This window comes from Rhodococcus sp. IEGM 1409 (assembly GCF_030056735.1).
Lineage (GTDB): Bacteria > Actinomycetota > Actinomycetes > Mycobacteriales > Mycobacteriaceae > Rhodococcus_F.
Genome location: NZ_JASHKN010000012.1, coordinates 42,287 through 66,608, shown reverse-complemented (window position 1 = coordinate 66,608; position 24,322 = coordinate 42,287). Strand labels below are relative to the sequence as shown.

Genomic DNA, 24,322 nt, shown 5'->3' with positions numbered 1-24,322 from the left:
GAAAACATCTGTTCACCTATTCAGGTATTCATATGATCTCATCTCGAAACGGATCTTTCGCACAAAGGCCGAACCCTGCGACCCTGGCCCCACCCGTAGCACTCCGAGAGCACTGTTACCGCAGGCCGTAGTCTGTTCCCCGTGCGCGTACTAGTAATCGGCTCCGGAGCCCGTGAACATGCCCTCCTTCTCTCTCTTGCTCGCGATCCAGGTGTCACGGCCCTGATCTGCGCGCCTGGTAATGCCGGGATCGCAAAAATCGCCGAGCAGCACCCCGTCGACGTTGCTTCGGGTGACGCGGTTACCGCGCTGGCCAAGAAAGTCGAAGCCGACCTCGTCGTCATCGGACCCGAGGTTCCGCTGGTCCTCGGTGTCGCGGACGCGGTGCGCGCAGCAGGTATCGCCTGCTTCGGGCCGTCGGCCGACGCCGCCCGCATCGAGGGTTCGAAGGCTTTCGCCAAGGACGTGATGGCTGTCGCCGGCGTCAAGACCGCACACAGCGAGATCGTCGACAATCCGGCCAAACTCGACGACGCGCTCGACCGCTTCGGACCGAACTGGGTGGTCAAGGACGACGGACTGGCCGCGGGCAAGGGCGTAGTCGTCACGACGGATCGTCTCGCCGCGCGCGATCACGCCGCTGAACTGCTCGAGACCGGACATCCGGTTCTCCTCGAGTCCTTCCTCGACGGTCCGGAAGTTTCGCTCTTCTGCCTCGTCGACGGCGAAACCGTGATCCCGCTGCTCCCGGCGCAGGACCACAAGCGCGTCGGCGACGGAGATTCCGGACCCAACACCGGCGGGATGGGCGCGTACACACCGTTGCCGTGGCTGCCCGACGAGATGGTCACGCAGATCGTCGACGACGTGGTCAAGCCCGTCGCTGCCGAGTTGGTGGCGCGCGGTAGCAGCTTCTCCGGCCTGCTCTATGCGGGGCTTGCGATCGGCGTCGACGGCCCGGCCGTGGTCGAATTCAACTGCCGGTTCGGTGACCCCGAAACGCAGGCCGTACTTGCTCTCCTCGAAACGCCGCTGGGCGGTCTACTCAATGCGGCCTCGACCGGAACCCTCGATTCGGTCGGTCCGTTGCAGTGGCGCGACGGTTCCGCCGTCACGGTCGTGATTGCTGCCGAGAACTACCCGGCAACCCCGCGCACCGGCGACGTGATCACCGGAGCCGACGCAGACGGAGTCCTGCACGCCGGCACCAAGAAGCGTGAAGACGGTGCCGTCGTCTCGGCCGGTGGACGTGTGCTGAGTGTTGTCGGAGTGGGCAAGGATCTGACCGAAGCCCGTGACGACGCCTACGCAAAGATCGCCGACGTCAAGCTTCCGGGCGGTCATTTCCGCAAGGACATCGGACTCGGCGCCGTCGAAGGTCGCATCTCTCTTCCCTGATTCGTTCTTTCAGAGGGCCGGTGAACTTTCTGTTCATCGGCCCTTTTCATGGAAAATCAACGGTTCCTTGAAGTTACCCACGAGTATGGACTTCTCGTTCGGTTTCTCCCGGTATATCTCAGCGCGGGGGTCACGGAAAGAGAAGGGCACACTTGAGCATTCGCGCTGGATCCAATGAACGGCACGCACGTACCAATTCCACGCTCTCGCGTAGAAACTTCTTGGCAGCAACAGGATTAGCTGTGGGCGCCGTTGCGCTCTCGTCCTCGTGGACTACGGCGGCCGCTGCGCCCAGGAGAGCATTGAACGACGGAGACCGTGTCCCCGCGCTTGTGATCGGGAGCGGATACGGCGGGGCCGTTGCGGCACTTCGGTTGACGCAGGCCGGAATCGACACACACATGGTCGAGATGGGGAAGTCGTGGACCACGCCAGGGTCCGACGGCAAGATCTTCTGCCCGATGCTTTCGCCCGACGGTCGATCCTTCTGGCTCAGAGACCGTACAGTTCAACCGGTTTCACACTTCTCCGGCGGCTCGGTGGACAAGAACATCAACCGCTACGTCGGTGTTCTCGACGCCGAGGACTTCGGCGGGATCAAGGTCTACCAGGGCCGAGGGGTTGGCGGTGGGTCGCTGGTCAACGGCGGTATGGCCGTCACACCCAAGCGCAACTATTTCGAAGAGATCCTGCCCGGGGTCGATTCCAACGAGATGTACTCGACGTATTTCCCGCGGGCCAATGCTGCGCTCGGAGTCAACAACATCGACCCGGCCTGGTTCGAGTCGACCGAGTACTACAAGTTCGCGCGGACCGGGCGAAAGACCGCTGAGAGATCCGGTTACACAACAACGTTCGTGCCGAATGTCTACGACTTCAACTACATGAAGCAGGAAGCTGCCGGCCAGGTCACCAAGTCTGCCCTGGTGAGTGAAGTCATCTACGGCAACAATGCGGGAAAGAAGTCTCTGGACAAGACGTACCTCGCTGCGGCATCCGCCACCGGCAAGCTCACCATTTCAGCTCTGCACGTTGTGACCTCGGTTGCCCCGGCCGCGACCGGCGGTGGCTATCAAGTGGTGATGAATCAGATCAACGAGCAGGGCAATACTGTCGGCACCAAGACGGTGACGGCCGACAAAGTCTTCTTCGCGGCGGGCAGTATCGGTACCAGCAAGCTCCTGGTCGCGATGAAAGCGCAAGGGCAGCTGTCGAATTTGCCCGGCGCTGTGGGACAGGAATGGGGCCACAACGGCAACGTGATGGTGGGGCGCGCCAATCACATGTGGGACGCCACCGGCGCGAAGCAGTCGGCGATCCCGGTGATGGGTATCGACAACTGGGCCGATGCAACCGCACCTGTCTTCGCGGAAATCGCGCCCTTCCCGGCCGGCACCGAACTGTGGGTCAGCCTGTACTTGGCGATTGCCAAGAATCCGCAACGTGCTCAGTTCCAATTCAACTCGGCAACAGGCAAAGTCGGTTTGAACTGGCAGCGCTCGCAGAATCAACCGTCGATCGACATGGCGAAGAAGCTTTTCGACAAGATCAACAAGAAGGAAGGCACGATCTACCGGACCGACCTCTTCGGTCCGACGCAGACATGGGGCGACCAGTTGACGTACCACCCCCTCGGCGGTTGTGTGCTGGGCAAGGCGACCGACGGCTACGGTCGCCTGCCGGAGTACCCGGGTCTGTACGTCATGGACGGATCCCTCGTGCCGGGCAATGTCGGAGTCAATCCGTTTGTCACCATCACCGCTCTGGCCGAACGGAATATCGAGAACATCATTGCGAACGACATGAACTAGAGCGGCAACTCGCGGTCAGGTGCGGTGGGATCAACTTCTGCCGCACCTGTTCGGCGTGGGCAGCGGTTACAGTCACCTGGACAGACGACGCTCGATCCAGGGATGTAGACGTGAGGCGGACAAAAACCGAGATCGACGGTGATTGGCTCCGGTGGGGCGTATCGGCGGCACCGATACCTCACCGGTCTACGCGACGAAACGGGAAGAGCTGAGTGCGCTCGGTGAGCGGGTGCGTGAATTGGCAGCATCTCGGGCGAATATCTCTGTTGCGTATGTGATTCCGTTGGAGTCGAGCCTTGACTATGCGGTGCCTGGATGGACTCCGCTCGGCAGTATTCTCGAAACGATGGGCGTCGAATTTGCGAAGCTGGACAGCGGGGACGGTTTCTGGGCGTCAGCGAGTTGGGAAGAGCCAGGCGATTTTCCGGCTGATCTCCTCCTGATTCCGCCGACTTGGTCGGACGCGCCGGAGCTTAATTCGCCGACTTTCACCAGGCTTCCGGCCGTGGTTTCGGGCCAGGTTGCGTCGGTCGAACTTCGTACGGGGTACAGCCTGACGGGCATCACGGAGCAGATGAAGCGTTTTGCCGACGTCTGCGAGAAGAGCGGGAAAGTCACCTGAGCAGCATCACTGCGGTGCGTGAACACGCAATGATCGATTGACCCGGTCGAGGATGCCGATGGCAGTGGTCGCCACCCGTCGCGCGCCTCGCTCTTCCTAAACAAAAAGTGTGCTGACACGGCCGTCCGTGGGATCGGGCCGTCGCTCGATCAGATCCTTGTCGGAGAGTGTGCGCACCAGTGTGCTGACGGTGTTCGGGCGTCGGGAGAGACGATCGGCGACAGCCCCGATACGAGTGCCCGGATGGTGCGCAACATCGTGAAGTACTTCGGATTGTGCCTCGGGCACAGTGGCGTCGGTGCCGTGGGCACCCGATCAGTGTAGCGATCGACCCCGTGTGATCCACGTCCTGAAACTGCATCTGACACAGATGTAGTTTACAGTTCTTCAAAGGGGAGGGTCACCTAACTATGACGGAAGATGAAGCTGTCATGCTTCACGACGTACGGGACACGATCATGAATTTTCGAAGAAAGTCACGCAGTGCACTGCTGATCGGCGCACTGGCCTTGGTGACGACTGTCAGTGGCTGCTCGAGTGAGGACGACTCGACCGCAGACCCTGAGATCCGTGTGTCGGCACCGGTCGACTCCGCGTTTGCCGCTCCGCGAGAAGGTCCGGCCGGCATGGGGAGCGGAAAGTCGGACGGCGAGTTTCCCCGCACCGTCTCACACTTCAAAGGGGACACCACGATCGAATCACAGTCGCAGAAGGTTGTGGTGATCTCGACCGGACAGGCCGATGCACTCCTCTCGCTCGGTGTCGTGCCGGCAGGTTCGACGCGTGGTGACGGTGCGGACCTGGTGCCGCCGTACCTGTTGTCGGCATACCCCGAATTCCGAACTCAGCTAGGTGATGTCGTAGACGCAGGTGGGCGATTCACACCGAATTTCGAAGCGATCGTCAAGCTCGATCCTGACCTGATCTTGATGAATGTTGCAGGGAAGGATGCTGATTCGCTGTACGACCAGCTTTCGGCAATCGCACCCACGGTGGCAACGCAAGGAACCGGCGTCAACTGGAAGCAGGACTTCCTGCTCGTTGCAGACGGAGTAGGCAAGGCACAGCAGGCGACGGGACTATTGGATACGTTCAACGCTGATGCCGCAGCACTCGGTGCTTCCCTTTCATCGCCGCCGACGGTGTCGTTCACCCGCCAGAACGGAAATCGGCTGCGCATCTTCGGTATTCCTTCGTTCACCGGCAGTATCGCCCAGGACGCCGGCCTGACGCGTCCGGAGTCGCAGCAATTCGACGACACCTCCCGAGACATCAGTGAGGAAGAGTTGAACGTGGCGGACGCTGATTGGATCTTCTACGGGGTGCAGGGCGGGGACCCGGCGACGTTGACGAACGCGCCGTTGTGGGCGCAGTTACCTGGTGTGGTTGCCAACCACGCCGTTGCTGTCGACGACGACATCTTCTACCTCAATACCGGACCGACTGCGGCGCGTGAAGTGCTGAAGGTTCTGCAGAGCACACTGCAGCCGTAGTTGATTCGGCTTGGCTGTGCGTGCCGACGAATCGGAAGACGGCTCCACCCACAGTGACCGCAAGCGTCGCGAGGATGGCTCCGGCGACGACGTCGGTGAGCCAGTGAGCTCCCAAGTAGAGGCGAGTGAGCGCGACGACGACGGTGACCGTCACGGCGAGGAGCATCAGAAGGCGTTTGACGGCCGGTGTTCGGTCGACGCTCACAACGAGAACCGCGATGCCGAACAGCGCTGCAGTGCCGGTCACGTGACCGGACGGAAACGAGTGGCCGGTCTCGAGAAGTACTTGGATACTGGTCGGCGGACGGTCGCGACCGACTAGTGCCTTGATGACTGTGCTGGCGACCGCTGCACCGCCGACGGTTCCGATCACGATCAAGCCTGGAACTACCGAACGCGCTCGCCACGAGATGAGCACTCCGCAGGTGATCCCGAGCAATGCGGTGGCGACAGGACTGCCGAGATCTGTGACTGCGACCGCGATCTGGTCCAGGGCGCCGCTCCGATGATCGACCATCCAGTCGGTCACCTGCCCGTCGAAGCTCGTCAACCACCCGTTTCGATATACCTGGATCGACAGCGTCACCAGTGCGAGCACGAGTCCGCACGCGCGAAGGACTGTCGAGCGGATACTGGAAGCTCGATGGATCGAACCGAATGCGAACAGTGCTGCGGCTACCACGATCGCGGCAACCGCAATTTCCGCGGTAGTGCTTTCGGTCAGGACTTCGGTGACCACGTTTCGTACGGTCGACACAGTTGCAGGCATGAATGCAGTGTGACGATCCGAAGCTGAAGAAACGCTGAACGGAACTCGGGCATGGGCCAACCGTCTGCTCTACTGGGTGCATCCGAACAACTGTGTGTCGACGAAACGGGGCCGGTGGTGCGAGTACTGGTGGTCGAAGACGAAGTGCGCCTGGCCGAGACGATCCGGCGGGGATTGGTGGCCGAGGGGTTCGTGACGGCCGTCGAACTCAACGGGGACGACGGATTCGCGACTGCCTGCAGTGACGAATTCGACGTGATAGTTCTCGACATCATGTTGCCGGGGAAACACGGATACGACATCGTGCGGGGTCTCCGCGCCCGGGAGATCTGGACGCCGATCCTGATGCTGTCGGCGAAGGACGGCGAATACGACCTCGCTGACGCTTTCGACCTCGGTGCCGACGACTATCTGGTCAAGCCCTTCTCGTTTGTCGTCCTCCTCGCGCGGCTGCGCGCTCTGGTGCGGCGCGGCGCTCCACAACGTCCGGCGATACTCGCCGTGGGAGACCTGTCCCTCGACCCCGCCAAACATCAGGTGAGACGGGCGGGAAGCGAATTGACCTTGACGCCACGTGAGTACAGCGTTCTCGAGTTCCTGATGCGCAACAACGGAGTTGTGGTCACGAAGAGCGAGATCGTTCGCTCCGTCTGGGACCGCAACTACGAAGGTGACGAGAACATCGTCGAGGTCTATATCGGTTACCTACGTAAGAAGGTCGACCTGCCGTTCGGAACTCGCAGCATCGAAACGGTCCGAGGCGTGGGGTACCGCTTTGTCGGGACTACCTGATCTTCAGTCGTTCGGTACCGGAATTGTCACCTCGAATCGACTTCCGCCGCTCACTCTCTCGCTGACGGCGATGGTTCCGTGATGCGCCGCAACGATTTCCGACGCGATGGCGAGTCCCAGTCCGGACCCACCTCCTTGCCTCGACCGTGGTTGGTCGAGGCGGACAAAGCGTCCGAAGATTCGTTCGCGTTCTGCTGCAGGGATTCCGGGCCCGTCGTCCTCGATCACGATGTGGGCTTCGTGGCCGGCTTCGGAGCACTCGAGATGCACGAGGGTCGCGGCGTGCCGCACCGCGTTGTCCACCAGGTTGCGCACCATACGCGCCAACGCTCTCGGGTCTCCGGAGACGCGAACCGGAGCCACGGCAGCGGTGACCTTGACTTCGGAGATACCGTCGATCCTTTTCTGCTCGGCGAACAAGATGTCGTCGAGGTCGACGTCGACGACGGCACCTAACTTTTCGACTTCGCTTTCGTCCGAGCGCGCGAGAATCAACAGGTCTTCGATCAACTGCCGCATCCGGCGTGCCTCGGGTAGTAGTGCGTCTTCGATCAACGCGTCGTCGAGGAGATCCGGGCGTCGGTGTGCCAGTTCGAGAGCCGTCGTGATCGTGGACAGCGGACTACGTAATTCGTGTGAGGCATCGCTGACAAATCGTTGCTGGGCCAGTGCACCTTCGTCGAGGCGCGCAAGCATGTCGTTCATTGTTGTCGCCAGCCGGGCTATCTCGTCGTTCCCGGCCGGTACGGGTACTCGTTCACCTTGGCGCCCACTCGAAATCGAGGCGACCCGAGCGCGTATGCGTTCGACGGGAGCGAGGGCCGAACCGACAAGACGGTAGGTGGCAAACGCGGCCAGCCCCAGAACCAGGGGGCCGACGATGGCCAGCAGAACGGCAACGGTGGTCACAACGGTTTCGACCGGTTCGCGGTCGGCACCGACGAAGACGGTGACCGGTCCGGTCGGCGCCGCGGCGCCGCGTCCGATCAGCCAGTAGTCCTCGTTGTCCGACTCCTTCACCCTTCCGAAGGTGTCCGACTCGTCAGGGCGGAGAAGCTGTTCGGACAGTAGGCCACTCTCGGTTCCGGGAGACTGGGCGACTACTCGGTGATCGGCGTCGACGATCTGCACGATTCCGATCTGACTGTCTGTCGACAGAAGCGAAGGGTCGAGATCGGCAGGGCTCTTTCCACTGAGCTGCTGGACCAACTGCGTGGCGCGAGCTTCGGAGCTGTTCAGTGCGGACAGATGCAGGGAGTTCGCCAGTACGAAAACCAGTGCAAGCCCGGCGATCACCAGGCAGAAGGCGATCACGAGCGTCGATGCCACGGTCGAACGGGCACGTACGCTCCACCGGGACGGGTGCAGAATCGACTCGCCGATGCAGTTCATGGCGTCCAGTCTGTACCTTCGCGGCTGTGCATTTACAAAGACGGGTGACGCGGTCCCGTAATCGGACCGCGTCACCCGTCTACAGGATCAAGCCACTCGCTTGGCGGTACGGCCGCCGAATTCGAGCATCACGGCGCGTCCGGTGTCATCGGTGACAAAGCGTCCCAACGTCCGGGTGGTGTCTGCACGCGCAGCGAAGTCGAGGTTGTTGACGAAGGCGATCGGGATCGCCGGTGGCCAGACGATGTCCTCGTATTCGCCGAGGTCCTTCGCGCTGCCCATTCGGACGCCGATTCCTTCGTCGCCGGGGGCGACGGTCATCGTCAGGTTGCCGGCCTGGTACCTGCCCAGGACTGCGTCGACGGCAGAGGGCTCGGGCTCGACCACGTCGAGGGATGCCGGCGTGGGTAGTTCTGCGAGGTTGGTCATGCACCAGTCGACGATCTTCTTGCCGATTCCGCCGCCGAGTGCGTTGGTCAGCACGGTGACGGCGAAGTTCTTCTCGGGCACCGTCATGAACTCCGAGACCTGGAGATTGCTCACGTTGCCGCCGTGCCGGACCACCTGCGTGGTTCCGTACCGAGTCAGCAGCCATCCCAGGCCGACCTCCTCGAACATCATCGCTGCGGGACGCTGAGGCTTCTGCATCAGCAACCGGGTGGACTCGTCGAGTGGCTGTCCTTCGCCGGGGTGTGCGCCGGACAGTGCGTAACGTGCCCAGACGAGTTGGTCTCGCACCGAGGACCACATTCCGCCGCAGGGCGTCATGCCGCGGTCCAGTCCGGTTTCGTTGGACACGAACGGGACACCGTCGCGAATGTAGTGACCGAGTGCAAACCGGTGGGTCATCACGTCCCAGGGCAGGAACGCCGAGTTCTTCATTTCGAGGGGGTCAAGAACGCGCTGCTTGACCAGCTCTTCGAAGGTCAGTCCGCTGATCTTGGCCACGACATGTCCGGCGAGAACGAATCCGGAATTGCTGTAGGAGAAGACGTCTCCGACGGGGAATTCTTGGCGCAGTTCCTTCAGCCGCGAAACCGAGCGGCCGAGGGCGTCTTCGCCCCAGCCTGCCGAGAGGCTGGCGTCGCCGGTGAATCCGCCGGTGTGGGTCAGGAGATGACGCATCGTGACTGTGCGGGTGGCTTCTTCGTCGGCGAGGGTCAGTTCGGGTATGTACTCGACCAACGGGGTGTCGAGGTCGAGCAAGCCGTCCTCGACGAGTGCCATCGCGGCTGTTGCGGCGAACACCTTTGTGGTGGAGCCGATCATGAACATCGTTTTGTCGGTGACCGGGAGCTGGGTTTCGACGCTTTCGATGCCGCTGGTGACGACGATGTCCTTGTCACCGTGCACGATGCCGACCGAGACGCCGGGGATGTTCGCCTCGGCTCTCCACTGATCGACGAGTTCTTGAAGCTGTTCTTGCATCTTTGATTCCTCGAGTTCGCTGGCGTTCTGTGTTTCCGTAATCGTATGTGTATCGGTCATCGTCACGCGTTAACCCGTGGTAGGAAGCGGAATCCGACGTACACGCCGTCGCGGTGTGGCCGTACCGTCGTCCAACCGGCAGCTCCGGGTTGACGGGTGGTCCAGGTCCCGGGTATCTGCGACGGTACGAGAGTGGCTACCGCTGCAGGCTTCTTCGGAGCTGTTTCGTCTTCCTCGGGATTCGGGATGACGTCGCCGATGACGGTGATCACGGCTTCGTCAGCGGACTCTCCGCGACGGAACTCGATAGCTATTCCACCCGAGCTGTACTTGCCCAGAACCGAATCCGGAATCGACTCCGCACTCGCGGGGTTCGGGGCGAGGGCTTGCGGAGGTTCGAGTCCGACCAACGCGGCCGCGGCTTCGGTGAAGAGATCGCGGTAGAGGCCGTCTGCTTTGCCGCCGCTGGTCAGCAGCGCGATCGCGACATTGTGGCGGGGGAAGATGCGCAAATATGCGTGTTGGCCGATCGTGCTGCCGTCGTGCCCGAAAATCTCTTCGCCCGACCAGTTTTCGTGGAACCAGCCCAAGCCCCAACCGGATTTGTCCGGGAACAGATCGCTGATATCGATTTCGGGTGTACGCATCGCGGCGGCTGATTCCTCCGACACGATCCGCACGCCGTCGACGCTCTGCCCTTCGAGGAGTCCGAGTTCCGCGAACGTGAGTAGATCTCCGATGCTGGCGGTGATGCAGCCGGCCGGTCCCATCGAGCGAGTGATCGGCCAGACGGGCATCACGACGGAGTTCCCCGTATGACCTGCTGCCACAGAGTATCTCGGAACATCTCCGGTCAACGTGAGTGTGTGCTCGAGGCCGAGCGGATCGATGATCCGCTCCTTGAGGATGTCGTCCCAGATGCCGCCGCGGAGAACCTCGACGATACGAGCTGCGAGGACGTACGCGGAGTTCGAGTACGCGAAGCCGTCCTCGAGAGGATGAACCTGACGGAAGTCGCGCAGGCCCTCGACGTAGCGTTCGACGACGTCGTCTCCGCGACCCTTGTCGATGAAGAGGTCACCGTCGATTCCGTTGCGATGGTTCAGAAGTGCGCGCACCGTGATGCGTGCGGCTGTTTCCTCGTCTTGCAGTGCGAAGTCGGGCAGGATCGACCGGACGGTTGCGTCCAGGTCGAGCAAGCCCTCGTCGACCAGTTGCATGACCAGCATCGCGGTCCACACCTTGGTGATGGATCCGATCTGGAACAGGGAATCGGTGGAGACCTCGACCCCGGTGTTTGCATTGATCACGCCGGAAGCCACCGTCGTACGGGTGATTTCCTTACCACTGGAATCGAGTGTGAGAATACCGAATTGAGCACCGGTGACGCCGTAACGCTCACACAGTACGTCCAGTGAACGCTTCCATGCATCGGCTCCGGCAGACGCGTTGGCCAGGCCGGTCTTGGGCAGCTTCGCGGAGGTGTATCGCTTCACCCACTCGATGAGCCTTGTGCTGTAGTCGATTCGGTGTGAGATCGAGCCGTTGACGAGGAAACCGTGGCTTGCTCCGGGATACGCCACCAGTCGGGTGGGGACATGCTGCTGGCGCAGTGCGGCGAACCAGGCCTCGGCCTGACCCAGCGGGCACCGCTCATCCGACTTTCCGTGCAGGATCAGCGTCGGAGTCACCACATTCTTCACGGCGGCGAGGGGCGAGGCGGCCAGGAGCTTGGCGGAGTTCTCGGGGACAGTCGTTCCGGTGGCGAGTGAGGCGAGGTGCGGACCGAAATCGCAGACTCCGGCCATGGCGTTGAAATCGCAGATCAGCCCGCCGGCCACCGCCGCGGCAAAGCGATCGGTCTGTGAGGTGAGGTGACAGGTGCTGTATCCGCCGTAGCTGTACCCGGTGATCGCCAGTCGGTCCGCGTCGACAAGTCCTTCGGCGACAAGAGCGTCGATCGGCTCGAGGAAGTCGGCTTGGTCCGAGGTGCCCCAGGCGCCGTTGACGGCGTACATGAAGTCCTCGCCGTACCCGTCCGATCCACGTGGATTGAGGGTCAGGATGCGCCAACCCTGTGCTGCGAGAACCTGGTGGGCGGGGTGATAGGTATCGGCAACGCCAGTCCACGCGTTGTGCGGCCCGCCGTGAATGTCGAGCAGAAGTGGTGCAGCGCCGTCGGTTTCGGGAGCTGACAGCAACCAGCCGTGCACGGTACGGCCATCGGAGATGGTGAACTCGCGTTCCTCGGCGGCAAACAGGATTACCTCGGGAAGTGCTTCTGCGGTGAAGCTTGTCAGCGTGGTGACGGCGCCGCTGTCCAGGTCGACGAGTGCGACCTCACCGAAGGACTGCTGTGTGGTGACGATGACGGAGGCGACGCGCGCATCACGGGCAACGGAGAGCGCCGCGACGACCTCGTTGGGATTGGCGACGAGGGAGCGGGAGGTGCCGGTTTCGACGTCGGCGGCGTACAGATGCGTCCATCCTCGATCGCGCAGGCAGAACACGATCTCGTCGCCGGTGTTCGACAGTGCCGGTGTGCCACCGGGGTAACCGGGCGCGCCGGGCATCACGTTGCGATCGAGATGAGCGGTGAGGGTGACGTCGACCGGTGTCTCGGTTGGGCCGGGGACGGACAGACGGATCAGGTCTGCAGTTCCGACACGGACCTCGGGAGTGCCGATGGCGACAACCGAATCTCCGTTCGGGTGCCAGAGCGTCGAGCCCTGCACCCCGGTGGCGTGACCGAGTTGCTGCGGCGGAACCGACAGATCGTCGACGAGGATGCGGTAGGCGCTGAACGTGAGGTTCAGATCGCTGTCGGGTTCCAGATTCGCTGTGAAGGCGAGAGCCTTGCCGTCCGGTGACCAGGACGGAACGTCTGCATTCCAATCACCGTCGGTGAGCCGTCGAACTGCCTTCGTCTCCAGCTCGACGGTGTGCAGGTGGCGTCGGAAGGTTCCGAGCCAACCGGCACCGTCCACCTTGTATCCGAGTCGGTCGGTGACGATGGGCGCGTTCGGATCGGTGGAGTCCGAACGTGAGATCACAGCGGCGAATGCTATGGCTTTTCCGTCCGGGCTCCAGGCCGCGGCGCCGGCACCGAGGGGGAGTGATGCTGCTGTGGTGAGGGTTTCGGCCTCGCCGCCGGCGAGCGGGATCAGGTGCAACTGCGCGGAGTCGCCGACCTTACGGAGGAAGGCGATCGAAGTTCCATCCGGAGAGAATCGAGGGGCCGAATCAGCAGGTCCAGCAGTGAGGCGATGAGCCTGGGAATCGCGGGACACTGCCCAGAGCGATGTATTTGCCTTTCCGGCAATTATTTCCGAGCGAACGAAGACGACGACGGTGCCGTCGGGAGAGATTGCGGTTTCAGTGGGTGTGACCACACGGTGGAGGTCGTCGAGAACAAATGGACGGTCAGTCATGTAGATCCTTCGAATCGGAGAAATAGATGCAGGCGTAAAGCTTTGTCTTCCGGCTTATTCCAGTACCCGAACGCCCGGCCCGACAAGGATTCCGCCGGAAGGTACGTACAGCGACTCTGCGCCGTTGAAGAACATGTAGTTCGGTGACGCCGATACCGGAATGATGTCCGAGTCGACGAACAATGCTTGCTCGGCTTCTTTCCATACCGCGCAGGATTCCTGCCCGGGTAGGCCGGAAGCCTTCGTTGCGAGTTCGGTGTACTTCGCATTGTTCATCGATGCAAAGTTGACGCCCTCCGGCGGAATCGGTCCGGAGAAGTACGGAACGAAGATGCTGGGAGTGTCACTCTGGACGGTCAGTCCGATCGAGACCGACCAGGAGGTGAGATCCTTCGCCGCAAACGAATTCGAGATGATGAAATTGTTGTCCCCGCCACGCAGTTCCACCTTCGCGCCGAGTTCCTTCCACTGGGTCAGCGCGTACTCGGCTGCCGCGGAAGTGGTGTCGCGGGTGTTGTTGAAGATCACGTTCAAATTGAGGGGCTGACCGTCCTTGGACAGGATGCCGTCGGGCCCGGGGCGCCAACCGGCGTCGCTGAGGGTCTTCTTGGCCGCGGCCATGTCGAACTTCGGTAGAACACCGGCGACACTGTCGTAGTCGCAGGCTCTGGGGTCGACAACGGCCAATGCCGTAGCGCGGAAGCCTTTTTCGCCGGTGTTGATCTCCGTGTAGTCGTCGAGATCGATTGATTGGACGAGCGCGGCTCGTACCGCCTTGTCGTTGGTGGGAAGAGTGGCGTTGTGATTGAAGATGAACTGTCCGGACAACGTCGTATACGCCATGGAATCGAGGCCTGTCGATTCCACGCGTTCCAGATCCGGGCCGCCAACTGCTGCCGCGTTCACCGATCCGGTCAGTACCAGATTGGCCGAGGTAGCTGGATCGGTGACGACCTTGATCGTGACCGTCTTGGGCACGCCGAGTGTGTCGGATGTGGTCTCCCCGTTGGGCCCCCAGTTGTACCCGTCGCGGCGTTCGAGTGTCACGTGATCGTTTGCCACCACTTCGGTGATCCGGAACAGACCGGTTCCGTTGCTGCTGTTACGAACGCTGGTGGGGTCGTCGAGCGCTGCCTTGCAAGCAAGTTTGAGGGCGCCGATACGTTCGAGGAGGAAGGGCGCGGGTTCGGCTGTCGTAACGGTGAGTACGTCGCCATCGGCCATGGCGACAGTGGATTCCGGAACCGAGGCACCCAACCAGGGCGAGCCGTTCTTCGAGTCCACCACCCAGTTGATGTTGTCGGCAGCAGTCTGTGCCGTGAAAGTCGAGCCGTCCTCACAGGTGATTCCCTTTTTGAGGGTGAAGGTCAGCGCGGTTCCTTCGTCTGTCCACTTCTCGGCCAAGTAAGGGCCGATTGCTCGAGTCTTTGGATCGACTGTGATCAGCGAATCGTTCGTGTAGGTGTTGACCGTCTGTGTCGCGATCAGGTTAGTGATCAGGGGATGCAGATTGCCGGGATCGGCGTTCACGATCGCCGTGAAACTGCCGTCCTGCGCGTAGTCCCCGGAGGTACCGCCGCCAGGATCAGAGGTGCTTCCGCACGAGGCAACCGTGAGAACGCCGATCGTGACCAGAGCCGCGGTGGGCACTGAGCGAGCTTTCATCTGATGCACCTTTTGATCGAAGGATGTCGTTGATCAATGTTGCGCGAGGGACGTGGCCCAGGTCTCGTTGAATCGACTCATGCTGAGCGCCTGAATCTGTCGGATCGTCACAACGGGTGGTCGTCGTTTCTAGCGGAGGTGTAGTTCGGCTACCGTCGGAGTGTGCGCTCAGAATCTCGTCGATCAGATATCCAGACCTTCCATGTCATGGATGTATGGAAGGCCGCGACCGAACGTCAGCGGACACACGGTGACGTGTTGACCTTGGCGGCCGGTCAACCATCGACTCCCGCTCCCGCACCGGTGTTGCGCGCGACGCGAGAGATCCTGGGCACCGAACTACTCGGATATACCGAGACTTTCGGGATCCTGCCGCTGCGCGAAGCTATTGCGCGCTACCACAGTGAGCGCTCGGGAATCGCCGTCGACGCCGAAGACGTGGTGGTGACGACCGGTTCGTCCGGGGCGTTCACCTTGCTCTTCCTGGCCGCGTTCGACGAGGGGGACACCGTGGTGGTTGCCCGCCCCGGATATCCCGCGTACCGCAATACCCTTGCCGCGCTGGGCTGCAACGTCGTCGAACTCGACTGCGGGCCGGCAACTCGGTACCAGCCGACGGTGGAAATGCTCGAGGCTTTGCCGTCGCCGCCTGCCGGTCTGATCGTCGCCAGCCCCGCAAATCCGACGGGCACGGTGATCTCGCCCGAGGAGCTCGCTGCATTGGCGACGTGGTGCGAGCAGCACGGCACCCTCCTGATCTCGGACGAGATCTACCACGGCATCGGATACGGAGATCAGCACACGTCGAGCGCCTGGGAGACCTCGCGCGAATCCGTTGTGATCGGATCGGTGTCCAAGTACTTCTCGATGACCGGTTGGCGGCTCGGCTGGATGTTGGTGCCGACCTACCTGCGGCGTCCGCTGCAGAGACTCGCGTCGAACATGACGGTGTGTCCGCCGGCGATCTCGCAGTACGCCGCGATCGAGGCGTTCTCGGCGGAGGCGAAGGTCGAGTTGGACGGGCACGTTCAGCGGTACGCCGTCAATCGTGAACTGCTGTTGACCGGACTGCCGAAACTGGGCATCACGGAGTTGGCCCCTGCCGACGGCGCGTTCTACGTCTACGCGGATATCGGACATCTGTGCGGTGACGAGGGCGCCACCGCTTGGTGTGCGCGGTTGCTGACAGATACCGGGGTCGCGTTGGCACCCGGAATCGATTTCGACACCGTCCACGGAAACCGGATGGTCAGACTTTCGTTCGCGGGCGCGACAGCCGACATCCAGGAGGCGCTGATTCGCCTCGAGAAGTGGCTCGGGTAACAAACAGCAGGGTCTTCGAGCTGTTTCGCCATGCGGAGGTGCCTTCTGCTGGCACGATGTCGTGGTGTCTTCTGCAGCTACGCCCAAGGGCGAACGACGTCGCCAAGCTCTGGTGGCGTCCGCTGCTGAACTATTGCTGGAGGGCGGGTTCGACGCCGTTCGTCACCGAGCGGTGGCCACCAGAGCCGACCTTCCACTGGCTTCGACGACGTACTACTTCGACTCGCTCGACGATCTGATCGCGTGTGCCGTCGAGCTCAACGGCAATGCCGACATGGAAGCGATGCGCGTCAGAGTGGCTGCGGTGACCCAACGTCGGCGGGGCGCCGAATCAACCGTCGAACTGTTGGTCGAACTGCTGCTCGGCGACGAAGAGAAGCGTCCGGAGAGCCGCGAGCGTTTGATCTCGCGCTACGAACGATTCGTCGCGTGTGCCCGTCATCCGGCACTTCGTGACGTGCAGTTGCGCCTACGCGCCCAGCTCGACGACCTGTTGACCGATGCGCTTCGACGCTCGGGCCGAACCGCTCCCGAGGGGCAATTGCGCCGTCTTGTCGCGATGGTCGACGGCGCGATGATCACGGCTCTGGGGGAGTACGACCCGGATCCACGCGGGTTGGCCCGAGGAATGCTCTTGGAATCGATCGACGTCATGGCGCCGCCGGTCTAGATCGGGGGTAACAGCACTGCTTGGCCACCGTTAGACTGAGGCCTCGTGAGCCGCATCCCGAATGTCCTTGCCAACCGATACGCCAGCCCTGAGCTTGTTGCTCTGTGGTCTCCCGAGTACAAGATCGTGCTCGAGCGTCAACTGTGGGTGGCGGTGTTGCGCGCGCAGGCAGAGCTGGGCATCGACATTCCGGCAGACGCCATCGACGACTACGAGCGCGTCATCGACAACGTCGACCTGGCGTCCATCGCGGACCGCGAGCGGGTGACCCGCCACGACGTGAAGGCACGCATCGAGGAATTCAATGCACTCGCCGGTCACGAGCAGGTCCACAAGGGCATGACCAGCCGCGACCTCACCGAGAACGTCGAGCAGCTGCAGATCGTGCGTTCACTCGAACACGTCTACGACCACGGCATCGCCGTCGCCGCCCGTCTGGGTGAGCGCGCTGCCGAGTACTCGTCCATCGTGATGGCCGGCCGCTCACATAACGTCGCAGCTCAGGCCACCACCTTGGGTAAGCGTTTCGCTTCCGCCGCCGATGAACTGTTGGTCGCGCTGACGCGTCTGCGCCAGCTGATCGACCGCTACCCGCTGCGCGGGATCAAGGGCCCGATGGGCACAGCACAGGACATGCTCGATCTGCTCGACGGCGATGCGGCCAAGCTCGAGCAGCTCGAAACCAAGGTTGCCGAGCACCTCGGGTTCGCGCACGTACTCACCAGCGTCGGCCAGGTGTACCCGCGATCCCTCGACCACGACGTCATCTCCGCGCTCGTCCAGGTCGGTGCGGGCCCGTCGTCGTTCGCGCACACGATCCGCCTGATGGCCGGCCACGAACTGGTCACCGAAGGCTTCCAGCCCGGCCAGGTCGGCAGCTCGGCGATGCCGCACAAGATGAACACCCGCTCGTGCGAGCGCGTCAACGGACTTCAGGTGATCCTGCGCGGATACGGCTCCATGGCAGCCGAGCTCGCGGGTGCACAGTGGAACGAGGGCGACGTCTTCTGCTCCGTCGTGCGCCGCGTCGCGCTGCCGGACGCGTTCTTCGCGATCGACGGCATGTTCGAGACCTTCCTGACCGTGCTGATCGAGATGGGTGCCTACCCGGCCGTCATCGAGAAGGAACTGACGCGGTACCTGCCGTTCCTCGCCACGACGCGTGTGCTCATGGCAGCCGTGCGCGCGGGCGTCGGACGCGAGACCGCGCACGAGGCGATCAAGGAGAACGCCGTCGCCGTTGCGCTGGCGATGCGTGAAGAGGGCAAGGAGCCAGATCTGCTCGATCGCCTCGCCGCCGACGACCGTTTGCCGCTCGACCGCGCCGCACTCGACGAGGCTCTGGCCGACAAGGCAGCCTTTGTCGGCGCCGCGTCTGCTCAGGTGGATGCCGTTGTCGCCGAGGTCCGCAAACTTGTCGACGCCAACCCTGAAGCTGCGGCGTACGCGCCGTCGCCGATTCTGTAAGGGCTACGCCCCCGTGCGTCTTTCTGGTAGTCACCACTACCAGAAAGGCGCACAGGGTCGGAGACCATGAACTGCATCTTCTGCTCCATCATCGCCGGTGAGTCCGAGGCCAGTGTCGTGTACGACGACGCGAATGTCCTTGCCTTCATGGATATTCGGCCGTTCACGTCCGGTCATCTCCTGGTCGTGCCCAAGCGTCACGCCAGCGGATTGTCCACGCTCGATGCCGACGACGGTGCCAGGATCTTTGCCGTCGCGCAGAAGATCGCCGCGGCGATGCGTACCGGACCTCTCCCCATCGACGGAGTGAATCTGCACCTCTCCGACGGAGCTGTTGCGGGACAGGAAGTCTTCCATGTTCATCTGCACGTCATCCCTCGAAATCGCGGCGACGGCTTCGGCCTGCGTGCACTACCTCGCACGCCCAACCGGGCAATTCTCGACAGCACGGCTGCTGTCATTCGCGGCGCACTGAACTAGCGGCACCGGCCTGGTTCACGGACTGCCGATCAGTTCGACAACGGAGTCCAGAAGGGCACTGCGCCAGCACAACCAGTCGTGGCCGCCGTCGAAGATCCGATACGACACTTGCGCTCCGGCGGCCTCCAACGCCTGCGCGACGGCTGCGCTGTGCCCGACCATGTCGGACTCGTGCTCACCTACTTCGAGGACAACGCGTAAACCGTCCGGTGCGCCGTCGCGCTCGATGCGTGCGGCTATGTCTCCACCCGGCGGACCGTCCTCGCCGCGCTTCAAACCGGTTGGCCACCAGAATGAACCGGACCCGCTGGCGACCAGCGCGAAGTGTTCGGGAAACTCGAGTGCTGCGAACATCGAGGCCAGTCCGCCGAAGCTCTGCCCCGAGACCACGGTTCGCGTTCGATCGGACGAGAAGGGTGCGACGGCGCGTACTTGCGGAAGCAGTTCGTGGACGACTGCACTCCAGTATTCGCGGTTGCACGGCAATTCCTGCGAACGGCGTTGGTTGTCAACGGAATCGATGGCCAGTAGAACGCAGGATTTCAGTTTGCCGGTCTGGACCGCACGATCGAAGGCGGCACCCGCGGGCATGACCTCGGCCCAGTGGCGCCCGTCGAGAAGTATCACGAGTGGACGTTCTTCGAGAGGTGTCAATCCGTCGTCGACGGTCTCGTAGATCCATACCGGCCGTTCGACGCCCAAAGTCGAGCTGTTCCAGGTGAGCTGTACGGATTTCCTGAAAACCGGAGCATCCCAGCCGAACTGTACCGGCGCCGAGGGCATCTCGGCGACGGAGCGTCTGGTGTCCACGCCCGCGGAGTGCGGATTGAGTGGGTCTGCAATTCGGTGCTCGAGCAACCCCAACCATCGGGTGCGACGGGTCGTGTCTTCCTTGCCTGCTCCCGGGTAGTCGAATTCGTCGACTACCGACTTCGGTACCGGGATGATGCTGTAACTACTACGCCAGGTGTTCGAGACTTCGGCGGTGTAAAACCACACCCGACTGTCGCCGATTCGCTGCATGACGCTGAGTTGTTCCGCGTGATGGTCGGTCAGCGAATTTGCATCCAGATAGACGCGCTCGACTTCCGTCTCCTCGGGCTGACGCCAGAGGAAGGTAACTCGAACAGTCTGTGTATCAACACTTTCGACGATCGGCGCGCCTTGTTGCACTATCCGATTCCAGGACGTCTCGATGTCGGGCGAGGCCGCGAGGGTAGCGGACAGTTCAGTCACCGCCTGAGTTAGCATGAGCACAGCCTAACCTAATTTGATGGGCTTTTGAATTCGAGGAGTGATCCGCCAGTGGGCGTCACAATGAAAAAATCGCGCACCCTGAAGGTGCTCTCCGCAGTCTTGGTAGCAGGGTTCACTCTTGCTGGGTGTAGTTCTGCGGATGCCGATTCCGATTCCGATGCTGATTCGGCTGCATCGCAGGGTAATTGGCCTCGCACGGTGGAAACGCCGAAGGGGCCGGTGGAGATAGCGCCGAAGCCGGAGAGGATCGTCTCGACCAGTGTGACGCTGACGGGCACGCTGTTGTCGATCGACGCACCGGTGGTGGCAACCGCATCGACGGGGCCGAACACCGACGTGTCGGATGCGCAGGGGTTGTTCACACAGTGGGGCGACATAGCAAAAGAACGCGGACTTGCCGTGTTGCCGATGGGTGGCGCGAACGCGGAATCCGTTCTGGCTCAGAACCCGGACCTGATCGTCGTCTCGGCGACAGGAGGTGACTCCGTCGTCGATCTGTACGAACAGTTCACGGCTATCGCTCCGACGATCGTGGTGGACTACGGCGGAAGCAGTTGGCAGGAAGTGGCCGCTGTGCTGGGTGAAGCGACAGGTCTCGAAGACAACGCAGCGGCCACGGTCGCGAAGTTCGACAGCGCAGTAGAGGCGGCCAAGGCCAAGATCACACTTCCCCCGCAGCCGACCACTGCGCTGGTCTACTACGAGGACGGCAGCGGTGCCAACATCTGGACGCACGAGTCCGGGCAGGCGAAGTTGCTCACGGCGATGGGTTTCACGATCGCCGACATTCCCGAGTCCGCGAAGAGCAGTGAATCGATGGGTAAGCGTAAGGACATCATCCAGGTCTCGGCCGAGAATCTCTACGACGGAATCGCGGGCAACACCCTGATCTTGGTCAGCGCCGACGACGGCGCGGTGAAAGCGGTCGAGGGACTTCCCCTGTTGGCTCAGCATCCGGCGATTCGTGATCACCATGTCTATGCCGTGGGGCTCGATACCTTCCGTCTCGACTACTACAGCGCAACCAATATGGTGAACCGGTTGGTCGAGCAGTTCAGCTGATCCGTAAGTACTAGTGCTTCCACTCCGAACTAGTCCTTTGGTAGTAACCGAGAATCGAACATTCCCTTCACGTTCGTCGAATGTGTGACCAAGTGGTGCGGGCATGCCACCATGAACGTCAATCATCGGATGCGGAATGGGGAGTGGATGTTCGACTCGGCTGGTCAGAATGCCCCGGGGCAAGCCCTGGCATCGCGAGGCTGGGGACGTTTCAGCCTGAGCAACCCGGCTACTGCGGCCGTGATCGTCGGTCTGTTGAGCGTGCCCTGGGTGTTCGGCCTCGCCAGTCTCAAGTCGGAATCCGAGGCGAGCAATCGAGTACTGAGCGATCCGGCAACCGTTGTCGGCATCATGGGTTTCCTGACGGTGTTGACTGTTGTGGCGTGTGCGCGCCGTCGGTACCCGATCGCGTACTACCTTCTGACGTTGGCAGGATCCGGCGGGTTGATGCTCTTCCTCGGCAGTCGGTCGCTCGGGGCCACGCCGCTTTTCTGGTTCGCGATCATGGCAGTGTGCATCCGGGTGACAGGCATGCGCCTGGTCGGACTGCTGGTCCTCGGAATGGCGATGGACGTGATCATGGCGATGTACACCACCGAACGGGACGGGCTGACGGTCGCCGAGGTTCAGGTGGGGGATTTGCCCCATCTGTTCCTCGAGCCGGCGGCAAACACCGTCACGAGTTTTCTGGTCGTCGGAGCCATGGGAAAGATCGTCGCGCGTCTGCGAAAGCAAGCAGTGGAGAACAGTCAGGCAGTAGCGGATCTGCACCGGGACCGCGAACGCAAGATCGCGAATGCCGTTGTCGCCGAACGGCAGGACATGGCACGTGAGTTGCACGACGTCGCGGCTCACCACATGACCGGCATGATCATCCAGGCTCGTGCCGCCGACAAGTTCTTCTCGAGTAATCCCGAACAGGCACAAGCCCTGCTGGGTGGCGTCATCGAGCAGGGTCAGCGAGCCCTCAACAGCTTGCGGCAGATCGTGGGGATCCTTCGCCTGGGTGAGGAAGACCCCGATTTCCCGACACCCATGGTTTCCGACATCGACGAGTTGGTGGATGACTGCAGGCGCACCATCTCGTCGATCTCGTTGGAGAAAGTCGGCCGCTTCGACGACCTGGACAGCGGAGTTCAGTTGACCTGCTACCGCATCGTGCAGGAAGCGTTGTCGAACGTCCTTCGCCATGCGCCGGGCAGTGAGTCGAAGGTGTGCCTGAGCCGAGAAGCCGGCGCGGTGAGGGTGCGGGTGATCAATACTCTCGGAAATTCTCGCCCGGCCTCCGACGGGCAAAACCTCGGAATTGTGGGAATGCGCGAACGCGCGACGCTCATGGGTGGTCAACTGGACGCCGGACCGAATTCGGAAGGTGAGTGGGCTGTGCAGGCACTGGTGCCGGTGAACGGGAGGATCAACGCATGATCGATGTCCTTATTGCGGACGACCAGCAGGTGGTACGGCAGGGGTTCGAGCTGTTTCTCTCCGGACATCCCGAGATTCGCGTCGTCGGGCATGCCAAGACGGGAGTCGAGGCGTACGAGCAGGTGCGTGCACTGCGTCCGGATGTCGTACTGATGGATATCCGCATGCCGCACGGCGACGGGTTGACTGCGACCAGGGAGGTTCTTGCCGAGTTTCCGGCGACCCGCGTCATCGTGATCACCACGTTCGATCTCGACGAGTACGTTTTCGAGGCGCTCGACAGCGGCGCCGCGGGGTTTTTGCTCAAAGACGCCGATCCCGAAGAGCTCTCGTCGGCAGTGTTGACCGTGGCCGAGGGTGGCTCGGTGCTGTCACCGAGATTGACGTCGCGACTGATCGTGGAGTTCGCGAGGCGCAAGCCGGCACCGATGTCCTCAGCGCGCTCCGGATCGGATCACGGTCTCAGTGCGCGTGAAATGGATGTGGTGGAACTGTTGGCACAAGGCTTGGGAAACAACGACATCGCAGATTCCCTCAGCCTCGAGCAGAGCACGGTGAAGTCGCACATCAGCAACATCTGCAAGAAGCTGCAGGTGCGAACCCGTGTGCAGATCGTCATCTGGGCGTACCGAAACAACGTGATCGCCGTATCTCGCTGACGCACGGGACGCTGCGGCGCATCCGGCACGGCACGGGCAGAGAAGTACACGTGCCCCGGGTTCGGCCCCTCGTCGAACCCGGGGCATCTGTGTCGCTCAGCCCAGCAGTTTGGCTTTGAGCGTCATGACGGTCGCCGGGCTCAAACCCAAGCCCTCGGTCAGATAGCGATCGACCGACCCGTAGGTCTGGTCCAACTGGGCGAGGCCGGCATCGAGATAGCTTGCCTCGACACCCAATAGAGGCTCCATGTTGACGGCCATCTGCTCGCCCAAGCTCGCCGCGATGCCCGCGCGTGTGGCCTTCATTCCTTCGGCGGTGTACTCGTTGGTCAGCAGGTAGTCGTTCAAGATCACCGAGCGGTCGACGCCGGCGATGCTCAGCAGCAGAAAGGACGTCCAGCCGGTGCGGTCCTTACCTGCAGTGCAGTGGAAGACCTGTGCACCTTCGGTTTCCGCGAGGCCCGTCAGCAACTGCGCGAACCCGGCTCGCTCCGTCCCTCCGGTGACGAAGGCGCGGTTCATGTCCTGCATCATCGATCGTGAGTCCTCGGGGGACTTGATCTTCGCGACCATCTCGGCGATGTTCCCGGACAGGATCGGAATGTTCTCGTACGCAACCCCGCCGGGCAGGACGTCCGGCTTGCTGGCGATCTCGGGTGCCGTGCGCAGATCGTAAACCTTTGTCAGTCCGAGCTTTTCGAGAAGGCTCATGTCATCGCCCTTGGGCGTGATCGCGTTCGCGCGGTAGAAGACTCCCTTGTTCACGGGCAGACCGAAGGTTCCCGAGTATCCGGCGCCGGTACCTGCGACATCGCGGAAATTGTCGATCCCGTTCAGCCGCGGGGCATCTGGAGTTTGCTCGGCACTGCCGAAGCTGCTGGATCCGAAATCCAGTGAGCCGAACTGTGGAGCCGAGGGGGCAGGTTCGGCGTGTGCGATCGAGGCGCCGAAGCCGGTGATGAGAAAGCTACTGGTCAAGGCAATGGCCGCGGCAGACCGTAGTGAGCAGGTGCGCGTGGATCGGGACATGTCTGAGCCCTTCGTCGAGCGGTGAGAGTGGCGAGTCGATGAGGTATCGCGAAGGCAAGGTAGCGAGTTCGAGTGTCCGATTCGAGAAGAATCTTGCTTTGCTCCCTCTCAGCGGGAGGCGTATTGCGAAGACCCGCTCGTCCACCGAG

General features: G+C 62.2%; 20 protein-coding genes. 12 read left to right on the top strand and 8 right to left on the bottom strand.

Annotated elements, in window-relative coordinates; all coding sequences use genetic code 11:
* Positions 1 to 141: 141 nt before the first annotated feature.
* The 3 genes from purD to QM716_RS25470 all read left to right on the top strand — a co-directional run bounded on the left by purD (position 142) and on the right by QM716_RS25470 (position 3,831).
* Positions 142 to 1,398: a phosphoribosylamine--glycine ligase gene (gene purD / locus QM716_RS25480; RefSeq protein ID WP_283306961.1), complete on the top strand. Its 1,257-nt coding sequence runs from the start codon at positions 142 to 144 to the stop codon at positions 1,396 to 1,398.
* Between the two features lie 242 nt (positions 1,399 to 1,640).
* Entirely contained in the window at positions 1,641 to 3,209 is a 1,569-nt protein-coding gene (locus tag QM716_RS25475) for a GMC oxidoreductase (RefSeq protein ID WP_283306960.1), read from the top strand.
* Between the two features lie 151 nt (positions 3,210 to 3,360).
* Positions 3,361 to 3,831 (top strand): TroA family protein, encoded by a 471-nt coding sequence (locus QM716_RS25470; protein WP_283306958.1) that lies wholly within the window; start codon positions 3,361 to 3,363, stop codon positions 3,829 to 3,831.
* A gap of 96 nt (positions 3,832 to 3,927) precedes the next feature.
* Here QM716_RS25470 and QM716_RS25465 read toward each other — a convergent pair whose 3' ends face one another.
* Entirely contained in the window at positions 3,928 to 4,119 is a 192-nt protein-coding gene (locus QM716_RS25465) for a MarR family winged helix-turn-helix transcriptional regulator (RefSeq protein ID WP_283306957.1), read from the bottom strand.
* A gap of 170 nt (positions 4,120 to 4,289) precedes the next feature.
* Here QM716_RS25465 and QM716_RS25460 point away from each other — a divergent pair, with 170 nt between their 5' ends.
* A complete protein-coding gene (locus tag QM716_RS25460) occupies positions 4,290 to 5,324 on the top strand; it encodes an ABC transporter substrate-binding protein (protein WP_283306956.1) in 1,035 nt (344 codons plus the stop codon).
* Here the strand turns inward: QM716_RS25460 and QM716_RS25455 are convergent.
* Positions 5,260 to 6,093, bottom strand: coding sequence for a phosphatase PAP2 family protein (locus QM716_RS25455; RefSeq protein ID WP_283306955.1), 834 nt, complete (start codon positions 6,091 to 6,093; stop codon positions 5,260 to 5,262). The two genes, QM716_RS25460 and QM716_RS25455, sit on opposite strands and share 65 nt — an antisense overlap.
* A 117-nt stretch (positions 6,094 to 6,210) precedes the next feature.
* Here QM716_RS25455 and QM716_RS25450 point away from each other — a divergent pair, with 117 nt between their 5' ends.
* Positions 6,211 to 6,885, top strand: a complete 675-nt coding sequence (locus QM716_RS25450; RefSeq protein ID WP_283307092.1) for a response regulator transcription factor — start codon at positions 6,211 to 6,213, stop codon at positions 6,883 to 6,885.
* Positions 6,886 to 6,888: 3 nt separating this feature from the next.
* Here QM716_RS25450 and QM716_RS25445 read toward each other — a convergent pair whose 3' ends face one another.
* The 4 genes from QM716_RS25445 to QM716_RS25430 all read right to left on the bottom strand — a co-directional run bounded on the left by QM716_RS25445 (position 6,889) and on the right by QM716_RS25430 (position 14,801).
* Complete coding sequence (locus QM716_RS25445) at positions 6,889 to 8,277, bottom strand: sensor histidine kinase (protein ID WP_283306953.1); 1,389 nt, start codon at positions 8,275 to 8,277, stop codon at positions 6,889 to 6,891.
* A gap of 87 nt (positions 8,278 to 8,364) precedes the next feature.
* Positions 8,365 to 9,765 (bottom strand): serine hydrolase domain-containing protein, encoded by a 1,401-nt coding sequence (locus QM716_RS25440; RefSeq protein WP_283306952.1) that lies wholly within the window; start codon positions 9,763 to 9,765, stop codon positions 8,365 to 8,367.
* 2 nt (positions 9,766 to 9,767) lie between these two features.
* Positions 9,768 to 13,136, bottom strand: a complete 3,369-nt coding sequence (locus tag QM716_RS25435; protein WP_283306951.1) for a serine hydrolase — start codon at positions 13,134 to 13,136, stop codon at positions 9,768 to 9,770.
* Positions 13,137 to 13,190: 54 nt separating this feature from the next.
* Positions 13,191 to 14,801: an ABC transporter substrate-binding protein gene (locus tag QM716_RS25430; RefSeq protein ID WP_283306950.1), complete on the bottom strand. Its 1,611-nt coding sequence runs from the start codon at positions 14,799 to 14,801 to the stop codon at positions 13,191 to 13,193.
* Between the two features lie 162 nt (positions 14,802 to 14,963).
* Between QM716_RS25430 and QM716_RS25425 the strand changes: the two genes are divergently transcribed.
* The 4 genes from QM716_RS25425 to QM716_RS25410 all read left to right on the top strand — a co-directional run bounded on the left by QM716_RS25425 (position 14,964) and on the right by QM716_RS25410 (position 18,741).
* Positions 14,964 to 16,124 carry a pyridoxal phosphate-dependent aminotransferase gene (locus QM716_RS25425; protein ID WP_283306948.1) on the top strand — a complete coding sequence of 387 codons (1,161 nt, stop codon included), beginning with the start codon at positions 14,964 to 14,966 and terminating at the stop codon, positions 16,122 to 16,124.
* Positions 16,125 to 16,188: 64 nt separating this feature from the next.
* Entirely contained in the window at positions 16,189 to 16,794 is a 606-nt protein-coding gene (locus QM716_RS25420; RefSeq protein ID WP_283306947.1) for a TetR/AcrR family transcriptional regulator, read from the top strand.
* Positions 16,795 to 16,839: 45 nt separating this feature from the next.
* Positions 16,840 to 18,261 carry an adenylosuccinate lyase gene (gene purB, locus QM716_RS25415; protein ID WP_283306946.1) on the top strand — a complete coding sequence of 474 codons (1,422 nt, stop codon included), beginning with the start codon at positions 16,840 to 16,842 and terminating at the stop codon, positions 18,259 to 18,261.
* A 66-nt stretch (positions 18,262 to 18,327) separates the two neighbouring features.
* Positions 18,328 to 18,741: an HIT family protein gene (locus QM716_RS25410; RefSeq protein WP_283306944.1), complete on the top strand. Its 414-nt coding sequence runs from the start codon at positions 18,328 to 18,330 to the stop codon at positions 18,739 to 18,741.
* 15 nt (positions 18,742 to 18,756) lie between these two features.
* Here the strand turns inward: QM716_RS25410 and fes are convergent, their stop codons facing one another.
* Complete coding sequence (fes, locus tag QM716_RS25405; protein ID WP_283306943.1) at positions 18,757 to 19,992, bottom strand: enterochelin esterase; 1,236 nt, start codon at positions 19,990 to 19,992, stop codon at positions 18,757 to 18,759.
* A gap of 66 nt (positions 19,993 to 20,058) precedes the next feature.
* Between fes and fepB the strand changes: the two genes are divergently transcribed.
* The 3 genes from fepB to QM716_RS25390 all read left to right on the top strand — a co-directional run bounded on the left by fepB (position 20,059) and on the right by QM716_RS25390 (position 23,144).
* Complete coding sequence (gene fepB / locus QM716_RS25400) at positions 20,059 to 21,060, top strand: Fe2+-enterobactin ABC transporter substrate-binding protein (protein WP_283306942.1); 1,002 nt, start codon at positions 20,059 to 20,061, stop codon at positions 21,058 to 21,060.
* Between the two features lie 147 nt (positions 21,061 to 21,207).
* A complete protein-coding gene (locus tag QM716_RS25395) occupies positions 21,208 to 22,485 on the top strand; it encodes a sensor histidine kinase (protein WP_283306940.1) in 1,278 nt (425 codons plus the stop codon).
* Positions 22,482 to 23,144: a response regulator transcription factor gene (locus tag QM716_RS25390; RefSeq protein WP_283306939.1), complete on the top strand. Its 663-nt coding sequence runs from the start codon at positions 22,482 to 22,484 to the stop codon at positions 23,142 to 23,144. Before QM716_RS25395 ends, QM716_RS25390 begins: the two co-directional genes overlap by 4 nt.
* 96 nt (positions 23,145 to 23,240) lie before the next feature.
* On the opposite strand, the gene QM716_RS25385 is transcribed toward QM716_RS25390, so the two are convergent.
* Complete coding sequence (locus tag QM716_RS25385; protein WP_283306938.1) at positions 23,241 to 24,173, bottom strand: tyrosine-protein phosphatase; 933 nt, start codon at positions 24,171 to 24,173, stop codon at positions 23,241 to 23,243.
* Positions 24,174 to 24,322 lie beyond the last annotated feature (149 nt).

Bases quoted from the DNA above. Each gene is read 5' to 3' on its own strand.
- QM716_RS25460 (WP_283306956.1), top strand. From the start codon at position 4,290: ATGAATTTTCGAAGAAAGTCACGCAGTGCACTGCTGATCGGCGCACTG.
- QM716_RS25455 (WP_283306955.1), bottom strand. From the start codon at position 6,093: ATGCCTGCAACTGTGTCGACCGTACGAAACGTGGTCACCGAAGTCCTG.
- QM716_RS25445 (WP_283306953.1), bottom strand. From the start codon at position 8,277: ATGAACTGCATCGGCGAGTCGATTCTGCACCCGTCCCGGTGGAGCGTA.
- QM716_RS25440 (WP_283306952.1), bottom strand. From the start codon at position 9,765: ATGACCGATACACATACGATTACGGAAACACAGAACGCCAGCGAACTC.
- QM716_RS25435 (WP_283306951.1), bottom strand. From the start codon at position 13,136: ATGACTGACCGTCCATTTGTTCTCGACGACCTCCACCGTGTGGTCACA.
- QM716_RS25430 (WP_283306950.1), bottom strand. From the start codon at position 14,801: ATGAAAGCTCGCTCAGTGCCCACCGCGGCTCTGGTCACGATCGGCGTT.
- QM716_RS25410 (WP_283306944.1), top strand. From the start codon at position 18,328: ATGAACTGCATCTTCTGCTCCATCATCGCCGGTGAGTCCGAGGCCAGT.
- fes (WP_283306943.1), bottom strand. From the start codon at position 19,992: ATGCTAACTCAGGCGGTGACTGAACTGTCCGCTACCCTCGCGGCCTCG.
- fepB (WP_283306942.1), top strand. From the start codon at position 20,059: ATGAAAAAATCGCGCACCCTGAAGGTGCTCTCCGCAGTCTTGGTAGCA.
- QM716_RS25395 (WP_283306940.1), top strand. From the start codon at position 21,208: ATGTTCGACTCGGCTGGTCAGAATGCCCCGGGGCAAGCCCTGGCATCG.
- QM716_RS25390 (WP_283306939.1), top strand. From the start codon at position 22,482: ATGATCGATGTCCTTATTGCGGACGACCAGCAGGTGGTACGGCAGGGG.
- QM716_RS25385 (WP_283306938.1), bottom strand. From the start codon at position 24,173: ATGTCCCGATCCACGCGCACCTGCTCACTACGGTCTGCCGCGGCCATT.